At 34.9% G+C, this 11,283-nt stretch carries 5 protein-coding genes; 1 reads left to right on the forward strand and 4 read right to left on the reverse strand.

The window, feature by feature from the left end; genetic code table 11:
* Positions 1–101: 101 nt before the first annotated feature.
* The 3 genes from FEM21_RS08190 to FEM21_RS08200 all read right to left on the reverse strand — a co-directional run bounded on the left by FEM21_RS08190 (position 102) and on the right by FEM21_RS08200 (position 6,856).
* Positions 102–2,264 (reverse strand): family 43 glycosylhydrolase, encoded by a 2,163-nt coding sequence (locus FEM21_RS08190; protein WP_035659443.1) that lies wholly within the window; start codon positions 2,262–2,264, stop codon positions 102–104.
* Positions 2,265–2,352: 88 nt separating this feature from the next.
* Complete coding sequence (locus FEM21_RS08195; protein ID WP_035659444.1) at positions 2,353–5,478, reverse strand: glycoside hydrolase family 2 TIM barrel-domain containing protein; 3,126 nt, start codon at positions 5,476–5,478, stop codon at positions 2,353–2,355.
* Positions 5,479–5,518: 40 nt separating this feature from the next.
* Positions 5,519–6,856 (reverse strand): BNR repeat-containing protein, encoded by a 1,338-nt coding sequence (locus FEM21_RS08200; protein WP_035659446.1) that lies wholly within the window; start codon positions 6,854–6,856, stop codon positions 5,519–5,521.
* A 294-nt stretch (positions 6,857–7,150) separates the two neighbouring features.
* On the opposite strand from FEM21_RS08200, the gene FEM21_RS08205 reads away from it, so the two are divergent.
* Positions 7,151–8,149: a GntR family transcriptional regulator gene (locus FEM21_RS08205; protein WP_035659447.1), complete on the forward strand. Its 999-nt coding sequence runs from the start codon at positions 7,151–7,153 to the stop codon at positions 8,147–8,149.
* 102 nt (positions 8,150–8,251) lie between these two features.
* Here FEM21_RS08205 and FEM21_RS08210 read toward each other — a convergent pair whose 3' ends face one another.
* Complete coding sequence (locus FEM21_RS08210; RefSeq protein WP_035659448.1) at positions 8,252–11,236, reverse strand: glycoside hydrolase family 2 protein; 2,985 nt, start codon at positions 11,234–11,236, stop codon at positions 8,252–8,254.
* Positions 11,237–11,283 lie beyond the last annotated feature (47 nt).

Consider the following 11,283-nt stretch of genomic DNA (forward strand, 5'->3'; position numbering starts at 1 on the left):
ATAACACTAACATTCCTTTAATTTTTAATTTTACCATTAAGGCATTAAGAGAATTTAGACTTAATGTTTCTTAATTCCTTAATGGTAAAAAATATTTTAATTTATTTCTTAACAGGCTGAATTCCTTCTAGTGTAGGTTTTACAGGAATAATATTTCCTTCTTCGTCAAAATAAAGTCGGTCAATACATACTTCTCTGTTATATCCGGCAGAACGTCCCATTGCAATTCCTTTTGGAAGCGTAAATCGATGGTAAATAATATACCATTCATCGGTACCAGGAATTTGAATCACACAATTATGTCCTGTTCCATAAATACCTTGTGAAGGATCTTTAGCCAATACCAAATTGTCTTTAGGAATAGTAAAATTTCCTAATGGAGAAGTTGAAGTAGCATAACGAACTCTGTAATTTTCGCTACGAGTATCGTCTTGCGACCACATAAAATAGTATTTTCCTTTTCTGTAGAAAACCTCTGTTCCTTCTCTAAAAGTTCCGTCAGGTTTTAAAACAGTTAATGTTTTTTCCTTTAACGAAATCATATCATCATTCAATTCGGCTCCTACCATAAATCCGTTACCCCAGTACAAATAACTTTTTCCCGAAACAGGATCAGTAAATACATCCGGATCAATAACCTGACCTCTTGTAATTCCGTTAGGTTTTGTTCCTACTAATGGTTTTCCAATATCGGTAAACGGTCCTTGCGGATTATCGCTCACGGCTACGCCAATTTTTGTATCACCAGTATAATAAAAGAAATATTGGTATTTTCCGTTTATTTTTTTCTCGGCTGCTGCAGGCGCCCAGGCTTTTACATCTGTCCAGGAAACATCTTTTTTCAAATCTAACAACACACCATCATCCACCCAATCCACTAAGTTCGTTGACGAAAAACTCTTGAAGTAATCACCACTCCATTCATGAAAACCATCGCTGGTAGGATACAAATGAAAGCGATTGTCTTTATTTGAATACAAAATTTCAGGATCGGCATAATAACCCGTCAATGAAGGATTATTTCTAACCGCCACTTCGACATCAAAGGTCATTTTGCCTAAATCAGTCATTTCAAAATCATACTTTACCGCTTGTTTCGAAAAATCCTGCGCTCCTGCTGGACTCACTCTTGCTCCTTGGCTTAGTTTGAATTCGGGATCAAAATTTTTCAAATCAGTTCCGTTTTTCACAGGAAGAAACATCTTCTTGTTTTGAACATCAACAATAACATTGTTTTGTTTAATTACCGCCGATTGTACTCCCAGAATTTCACTGTTAGGAAACCAACCAAATTTATCGATTAACCTTTGTGCTTCCGATTTTGTAATTGGTAAAACTGTACCGTGTCTTGGATGGAAATTCATTGAAACACTTTCATCAATGACTTTGAAATTTTCTAAATCCGTCGAAGACGTAAATTGGTACTTTCCTTTTCTATACATATCGTACATCAAAATATAAGTATCGGAATTGTTTAATTTAAAAACGCCTGAACCTTCCACTGATTCATTGGTTTGATCTACATATTCGTCTTTCAAAACATATCCTGAAGTCAGCTTATCCGAAATGGCTAGTTTGATTCCTTTATCGGCTGTATCTTCAGTTTTTAAAAACAAATGAAATTTTCCGTCCTTTTCTATAATATCAGCATCAATACAAGATCCGTTTGTTGGACTAAAAAACAGTTGTTTTGGAACTGTTTCTAAAGCCGTAAAATCTGCATTCGCATACGAATAATAAACAATGTCTTTTCCTCCAGGCTGTAACATCGAAAAATAGACCATGTACTTTTTAGCTTTAGCGTCATAAATAGTTTGCGGCGCCCAAACACGGGTTACATCTTTAAAACCATCAAATACTTTTGAAATATCAACTTTTGAAGAAGTCCAATTCACTAAATCAGTCGATTTTAAAAGCACCATAGCCTGATTATCCCAGCCATTAGCAGTTTGCAAATCGGTCACCGTCATGTAAAACGTTTTGCCATCAGCAGCTCTTAAAATATGAGGATCACGAACACCGCCTGTAGTACTTATGGTTTCAGAAGCAATAACGGGTTTGTTATCATTTAAAGCATAATAATTATAACCGTCTTTGCTTAGTCCAAAACGAATGGCTTCTTCTGTTTTTGCATTTCCGGTAAAGTAAACAAATAAGTAAGCGCTGTTATTTTCGGTTACTTTTTTGGTCGCACCACAGGAAGCAAATAATACTAAAATCAGACTTATTGAAGTACTTAAAAATGCAGATTGTATTCGTTTCATATATTCAATTTTATTTCTCAAAAGTAATAATTATCGCCACTTTTCAATTATAATAAAATCAATTGAAAGTGGCGATATTGTATGTTAATTAGTTATTTGGAGCAATCAAACTCAAAGTATAACTATAAGTATATTTTGGAGCAGTTAGTAAATATTGTTCATGTGGATAAGCTCCCCAGCTATTATCTCCACCCACACCGCGTTGTGCTAAATCTACTTGCACAAAAACAGTATCTTGTGGTTTAACATCATTAAGATGGCGTTGATTTTTAGTTATTCCCGGATCTAAAGATTCTGTTGAAACATTCAGCGTAGTAAAATTTAAAGCCTGATCTCCTGTGATTTTCAAACCTAATCCATCGTTGTTTTGTAAACTGAACCAACGTGTATCTGTTTTATTTCCACATTCCTGCGGACGCATATATTCCCAAACAAACTGATCGTCTACTTTACTTTGATAAGTTCCCAAAAAAGAAGCTGATTTTCTATCCGAATAATTTTCTACCGGACCACGACCGTAATAATTTAAATTTTCATAACTCCCCGGAAGCTGTAAACGCATTCCAAAACGCGGGATTTCCGGTAAATTTTTATCTGTTTTGTCTATGCTTGCAGTTACTTTTATTGCTCCGTCATTTTGAATCAAATAACTTACCGTGTAAGGCATGTAAGAGCCAGCCAAAGCATATTTAACATCTATAGGTAAACCCTGATCCGTTTGTTTTCCTAAAGTAACAGATTGTAACATTAAATTCAAATGCGCATTTTTCCACACACCTAATCTTTCAGGCATTTTGTTTCCAAAATCATTATCCGTAGGCGCTCTCCAGAAATAAGGAGTTGGGAAATTAGTGATGATTTTCGCATCTGCATTCTTAAAATGATAGCTTTTTATTTCTCCTTTAATCAAATCAAAAGTTCCCGCGATTGCTTTTGTTTCGAATGACAAAAGACTTCCGTTTTTCTTGATTTTTAATTCTTTTGTTTTCGAAATATCCGCTGTTTTCTCAGCAAAGAAATTTCCTTTACCAATGGCAAATTGTTCTCTGGCTATTTCGTGATTTACAGGAACTAAATCAGTCGCAGTTTTAGTATAAGCATACACATTTAAGAAATATTCTCCTTTTGTATTTAATGCTTCAACAGGCAAATCGACAACTACAGTTTCCTGAGGATCACAATCTACATTGAATGTTTTTTCCTGAACTAACTGACCATTTTTCACTAATTCGAATTTGAATTGGTATTGATTCAAATTAGTATAATGGAAGATATTCTTTATCGTTAACTGATTTATCCCTTTTAGGCTAAATAAAATATCCTGATATACCTTTTTAACCTCAGCCAATCCCGGATGCGGAATACGATTAGTACTTATTAAACCATCAGATCCAGAATTTTCATCATGCTGAAGATGTCCTGATCCTAAATCGCCTCCGTAGGCATAAAAAGGAGTTCCTTCTTTATCATGAGTTTTAATTCCCTGATCTACCCAATCCCAGATAAAACCACCTTGCATGTGCGGACTACTGTTGATAATATCCCAATATTCCTGAAAATTACCACTACTATTTCCCATAGCATGAGCATACTCACACATAATAAAAGGTCTTGTTTTATCAGTTGCAGCAGCATATTCTTTCATGTATTTGATACTTGGATACATTGGTGCTACAATATCAGTATTGGCATTTTCTTTAGCCTGCTCAGAATGTACCAGTCGAGATGCATCTCTATTTTTCAACCATTTGTAAGCTTCATGAAAAACAGGTCCGTTGCCACATTCATTACCCATAGACCAAATAATAACCGATGGATGATTTTTGTTTATTTCGACCATTCGGGCAATACGATCCAAATGTGCAGGAAACCACATAGGCACATAAGAAGGATGTTTAGACTCCACCGAAATGTTTTGTCCTTCTACTCCCATTCCGTGGCTTTCTATATTGGCTTCGTCCACCACATACATTCCGTATTCATCACACAATTGATATAAGTAAGGATCATGTGGATAATGACTCATTCTAATAGCATTGATGTTATTTTGTTTCATCAATTCTAAATCCCTGCGCATCGTTGGGTGATCTGGAACGTGTCCTTTTGTTTCATGATGATCCTGAGTATTTACACCACGAATCAATATTGCCTTACCATTAACTAAAAGCTGGGCGTTTTTTAGTTCTACTTTTCTAAAACCAGTTTTTCCATAAATCACTGAATTTTCGTCAGGATTAGCGCTTTCTAATTTTAAAACATAACGGTATAAATATGGGGTTTCTGAACTCCATTTATTTACATTATTTACAACTGAAGTAAAAACAACTTCCTTAGTGGTACTGTTTACTTTTTTAGTTTCGCTGTATATATTTTTGCCTTGAGCATCTACTAATGTCAAAGTTAGATTCCCATTTTTAATTTTATTCTGTTTAAAAGCTCTTAACTGAACAGTCGTTTTAAAAAGTCCGTTAGTGTAATTTTCATCTAAATCGGCATTAACAAAATAATCCCAAATGGTAAATTTAGGCGTCGCCTGCAAATATACATCGCGCTCAATACCGCTTAGTCTCCAGAAATCCTGATCTTCTAAATAACTTCCGTCATGCCAGCGAAAAACCTGAACTGCCAATAGATTTTCACCTTTTTGTAAAAACGAAGTGACATCATATTCGGCTGCTGTTTTTGCGGCTTTGGTCATCCCAACTTCTTTTCCATTCAAAAATACTCTGGCATAACCTGAAATAGATCCAAAATGCAGAATTACCTCTTTTCCATTCCAGTTTTCAGGTACAGTAAAGGTTTTTCTATAACTTCCTACCGGATTGTAATTTTCACCAATAAAAGGTGGATTTCGCGGAAAAGGATAGGTAATATTAGTGTAAATAGGAATATCAAATCCTTGTAATTCCCAGTTGGACGGCACAGGAATTGTTGCCCATTTTTTATCATCTAAATCTGTTTTGTAAAAATCCTCAGGACGATCAACTGGTTTTTTAACAATATTAAATTTCCAATCGCCATTTAAACTTTGATAATACGTTGAAGTTTCTGGTTTGTTACTAACGGCTGCGGTTTCATTTTGAAACAAAACAAAAGAAGTCCTCCCAGTTTCTTTGTTTCGATCCACAATGTTGGGATTCTCCCATTCATTTTGTTGCTGTGCCGTAATGAACTGTACGACGAGCAAGAACGCAAAAATTAATTTTCTTTTCATTCTCAATCTATTTTAGTGGTTTAGTGTATGTGTTTTTTAGTTATTTAGCTTGCAATAAAGGTAGTTTTTTTAATTCTATGACCTTTACCGGCTGAGGAACTACCTTGGCTAATCCTTCTCCATCTGCCTGACTTACATTTTGCGAAAAAATATGTAATTGTTTTTTCTCTTTCCAGAGTTCTTTATCGAAATTAGGTTCCCATTGACCAACAGTAAACTGGCTAACATCCTGTAATTCCCATTGTTTTTTATCCAAATTAGTATAAGCCAAAGTTATTTTGTTATCTCTTTCTTCGTCTCTGTAAAGCAAATACAACATCGATTTATTAACTAAAATTTCAGGACGCGAAATAGGAATTCTCTTTGTTCCTCCGCCTCCTAAACTGAATGCGTTTTTGTGAAAATTAGTATTGAGTAAATTCCATTTTCCATCTAATAAATAAACCACTTTGTATTGCGGAATACCGTCATTATTCCAATAGGTTGTAATATATGGATTCCCTGAATCATCCACCGTCATGGCAGTCTGATTAATTAAACTGCTTTTTTGTGGTACATCCCAGGCGTGTTCAGCAGTAGCTTTAGTAATTGGTAAATTGTATTTTTCTCCGGTAGTTTTTTCCCAGGTTTTCCCGCCATCAGCTGAAAAAGCATAGCAAATATCATGATTTGTCGAAACGTCCCAACTTTCTCTCCAAACCCAGGAAATATAAATTCCTTTTTTGCCTACGCAAATTTGCCAGTAAGCACTGCGCTGATTTTCGCCATCAATTAGATTATTTTGCAATGAAGTCCATTTTTGTGTTTTCACATCATACATTTTCATGATCATATTTCCTCTTCCTGAAGCTCCAGATCTATAACAAAACAGCAATTTACCATCAGGCAAATTATGAAATTCAGGATAGGTTACTTTCGCCTCGTCTTTACCCGTCATCGCTTCTTCATTACCCAATTCTAAACTAAAAGGCGCTTTACTTTTAGCATATCGCAAACGTGTATCATGATGATCCCAGCTTACATGAAGATAACCGTCAACATCAATAGCAATACTAATATCATTATGTGCATCTTTTACATTTCCGCTGTAAGGAGTTTCCAGCACATCCCATTTTTTAGCATTCAGTTTTCGCTTTGCTAAAACCATTTTGCCTTCAGGATTATAATAAGCAGTATATTGAATTCCTTTGAAACTAGTTAGCGCACTATTTCTAAAAATAACAGTATTCACTGAATTATTGCTCCAGCCTAAACCAATTTCGCTTTCTTTCGTTTTCAACTGAGCATTGGCTACTACAGAAAAAAACAAGACCGCTAAGAACAAAATCTTAATTATGAAAACCTGCTGATTTAATTGATTATTACAACTTATATTCATTTATTACCTTGTATAAATCCTAATTAATACTGCTTACAGAAAATTGCATTAAAAAAATTAGAATAAAATAACAAATCTATTTTTTTTCAATGATTTTTTTATGGACTAATTAACAAATTTATGTACAACATTTACAAATACAAACCAGTACCAACCAGTTTGTCACTTTATCTACCAGATAAATAAACTTATAATTAGTAAACAAAAAATTATTGCAGTTTCTCTAAATTATACTTTAAAAACCATACTAGTATATACCAGTTATTTATATATTTATGACCTTAAAATTTCAGGATGAAAATAATCTCTATTAATAAAAGACAAAATCTCCCAAAGTACAAACAAATTATTTTGTCTATAGAAATTTCTATTGCTGAAAAAAGGTTAAAAAGAGGAGACAAACTGCCTTCAGTCAATAAAGTTTCCTTAGAGTTTGGAATATCCAGAGATACCGTTTTACTTGCTTATGACGAACTTAAAAAAAGAGGAATCATTTATGCCATATTAGGTAAGGGTTATTATGTAAAAAGTGAAGATTTTAGTTTCGAACAACGTATTTTTTTATTGTTTGACGAATTGAATGCGTTTAAAGAAGACCTTTATAATTCTTTTATGGAAACCATTAATAGGAATGCACAAATAGATATTTTCTTCCATTATTTCAATCCCGAGGTTTTTAAAAAACTCATCCACGATAATAATGGAAATTATTCTAAGTACATTATTATGCCTACTAATTTAACTAATGCGGCTTCGGTAATTAAAACTTTACCCGAAGAAGATGTATTCATCTTAGATCAAACCAATCCAGAACTAAAAAACTATCCTTCAGTACATCAAAATCATGCTTTAGATATTTTTAATGCTCTGGAATCAGGCAAAAGCAAAATCGAAAAATACAAAAAATTAATCCTGATTTTCTCCAGCTACAAACAACCCATCGGCATGAGAGAAGGTTTTATTGAGTTTTGCAAAAAACACCAATTCCGCTACGACATCATCAATAATTTTGAAAATAACGAAATCCAGAAAGGAGATCTTTACATCATTCCTGATGATCGCCATCTGGTAAACGTAATTGAGCAGTCTAAAAAACAAAAATTGATTATCGGTCAGGACGTAGGCATTATCTCTTACAATGATACTCCGCTAAAAAAAGTGGTTGCAGAAGGAATCACAACCATATCTACCGATTTTAACGAAATGGGACAACTACTGGCAGAATTAATCATGAATCATAGAAAAGAACAAATTGAAAACAAAAGCAGTTTGATTAACAGAAGTTCATTGTAGAATTTCACGAATTCATGAACAATTATAATTCAGGCTATCATAAAAAAAACCTATCTAAACAAGATGCTTAGACAGGTCTGATTAATTCAATCTAATAAAAATTTATCGAATAGGCTCGTAAAACTCCACTTCTACAATAGGCAGTTGTGGCATTTTTGCTTTTGTCTTTTTCAATCCGGCTTCGTCCACTTTTCCTGTAATTTCAACCAGATTAATATCATTACTATCTTTAGAAGTTCCCATTAACTCAATTTGAACCTTATTACCTTTTGTTGGTGTAACATCAAGGGTAACATAGCCTAAACTAGTTGGCGTTATTCCTTCGAAAACTTTTTTCCCATCTACTGAAATTTTAAGCGGGTATTTTTTACTTCTCCATCCGGACAATTTCAAAACTACCTGACTAATCGTAGCCTTACGTTCTAATGTATATTCAATTTTTGGGCTTCCGTTACCGTTAGACCATTCGCTCAATTCATTATCATCAAAACTTTTTGCAGCATCAGCCTGATTGGCAGCTGTTTTTGCTTCAGCTATTTTAATTGTATTTCTTGTTTTCTTAAACGAAGATGTAGTTGGTGTTGGTCCTTTTTCAACATAAGATGGCAAATTATCGGATGGTAAAACCGTAGACAACTTTTGTAAATCCGTTTGAACTGTTTTAATCGTCAATACATCGGCTTTAAGATTCTTAGCCGTAGCTTTGACCTTGATTTCTCCGGCTACATCTGTTGCTCTAACAAAGATTCTATTCACTCCACATTCCACCGGAAGATTTTTAGAACCGATGTAATTATCTGGTCCCTGCGCAATTCCGCCTACAAAAGTTCCCTTACCTTCCACTTCAAAATCAATCATATCCATCGCTGTAGGACAACGATTGCCTTTGTCATCAACCACTTCAACTTCAACAAGTGCCAAATCATTAGCATTGGCCAAAGTACCTCCCGGTCTGGTAATTGAAGTTAATTTTAAGCCAACAGCTTTACCGGCAGTTTTGATTTCGTCTTCACAAATGGTTTTTCCTCCTTTGTCATAACCAATAGCTTTGATACTTCCTTCCTGAAAAGCTACATTTTTAAAAGTATATAAGAATCTTTTTGACTGAACTCCTTTACCTAAACTTTTACCATTAACAAACAGTTCCACAGCATCAGCAGTTGAAACTACAGTAATATCTTTAGTCACTCCTTTTTCATAGTTCCAATGTCCGATGATATGAGCCGCCGGTTTTTCGGTATCAACCCATCCGTCCCAAATAACCTGATGCGCATAAAATCCATCTTTAGGAATACGCATTGGATCTACTTCTCCACTTCTACGGTAATTTTCCTGTCCGCGGTAATGAGTATTCGAATCACTAAAAATAATATTTACTCCTCCTGAATTTACACGTTCACCAGTTCCTGGGCGTGCTTCCCAATAGTCATACCAGCGTTCTACACTTTCGATTGCATGTGCATCCTGATTGTGATTATAGGCACTCGCATCGGCTACCTTAGAACCATTGACATTTGAATGAGTCGTTCCTCCTGTTCCTTCTTTATGATAAGGTGGTGTGAACTCGTCCCAATATTTACGCAAACCTTCGTCTCTGCTATATTCAGTTGCCCACATTGGGATATTAGCACTTTTATTAATATATAGCATCTCGCCACCATATTCGGCAACTTTGCTGTCTAGCATCTCACGGCTTCCAATAGCGCGACCTCCAAAAGGATCATATTTATCTCTAATGGCTTTCATTTCGCTCATGTGTTCTTCCGAAATACTTTCGTTACCACATTCGTAAAACATAATACTCGGATTATTACGATTATAAATAATTGCATCACGCATCAATTCGGTACGTTGTTCCCATCGTCTGCCTGTAACATCTTTCTCAGCATCACCAGCAGGCATAGCTTGGATTAACCCCACTCTGTCACAAGATTCCACATCCTGTTTCCAAGGAGTAATGTGCATCCATCGTACTAAATTCCCGTTACTTTTCACCATTAAACTATTCGAATAATCACTCAGCCAGGCTGGAGCCGACATTCCAATAGACGGCCATTCATTAGAAGTACGTTGCGCATAACCGTGCATCATGATCACGCGGTCATTTAAATACACCATTCCGTTTTTGAATTCCGCTTTACGAAATCCTGTTTTAATAGCTACCTTATCAACCGATTGATTGTCAACTACTAATTCAGAAGTAACAGTATATAAATATCCATAACCCCAACTCCAGAAATTCAAATTTTGTAAAGCTTTAGCAGCTTTTAACTCTTTGGTTTCATTTGGAACTAAAGAAATTGCATCTCCTAAAAATGAAGCTACTTCTTTACCATCCATATCTTTCAGGCTCACTTTTAGCTGTACTTTTACTGGTTTATTTTCTTCATTTCGCACCTGAGAAACAACATTTACAGTAGCTTTATTGTTACTAATATTGAAGTCAGAAGCATATACATAAGTTCCTGTTGTCTTTAAAAAAGAATACAACGGCAACGTTTGATACACCTTAGACTTTATATGTAGGAATACATTTTTAGGCAATCCACCGTAGTTAGCATTAAAGTTTTTATCGTTCCATTGATATGGAGAATTCGAAGATTTCTCTCTGTATTTCCAATCGTTATCGGTTTTAACGGCAATCACATTTTCCTGAGGAAAAGGCTTTACAACATTAGAAATATCAATTCCAAAAGCCATTGCTCCGTTTTCGTGAAGTCCTACAAATTGTCCGTTTACATACACTTCGCCCATTTGACGAACACCTTCAAATTCGATAAATATTTTTTTATTAACAGCTTCTTTAGGCAACTGAAATGTTTTTCGATACCAGGCTATTCCCGTTGACAAATGAGAAATATCTAATTTAAATGCTTCGGCCTGATTCCATGCAAAAGGCAAATTGACAGCTTTCCATTTTTGATCATCAAAAACTGGCTTACTCGCTTCAGGAGCATCGCCAACATTTAATTTCCAACCGTAATTAAAGTTGTATTTTTCTCTGTCGGATTTAGTATCCTGCGCATCTACCGCATTTGTAAATAGCATTGCAAAACTGAATGCATATAAAACTCTTTTCAAATTCATTGGTTAATTGTTATTAGGGTTTATTCCTTTTATCTTGCATTACATTA

The sequence above is a fragment of the Flavobacterium seoulense genome, from assembly GCF_000695795.1.
GTDB classification, from domain to species: Bacteria; Bacteroidota; Bacteroidia; order Flavobacteriales; family Flavobacteriaceae; genus Flavobacterium; species Flavobacterium seoulense.

What these genes read in the sequence shown, in the direction of transcription:
- FEM21_RS08190 (WP_035659443.1), bottom strand. Translation starts at nt 2,264, where the DNA reads ATGAAACGAATACAATCTGCATTTTTAAGTACTTCAATAAGTCTGATT.
- FEM21_RS08195 (WP_035659444.1), bottom strand. Translation starts at nt 5,478, where the DNA reads ATGAAAAGAAAATTAATTTTTGCGTTCTTGCTCGTCGTACAGTTCATT.
- FEM21_RS08200 (WP_035659446.1), bottom strand. Translation starts at nt 6,856, where the DNA reads ATGAATATAAGTTGTAATAATCAATTAAATCAGCAGGTTTTCATAATT.
- FEM21_RS08205 (WP_035659447.1), top strand. Translation starts at nt 7,151, where the DNA reads ATGAAAATAATCTCTATTAATAAAAGACAAAATCTCCCAAAGTACAAA.
- FEM21_RS08210 (WP_035659448.1), bottom strand. Translation starts at nt 11,236, where the DNA reads ATGAATTTGAAAAGAGTTTTATATGCATTCAGTTTTGCAATGCTATTT.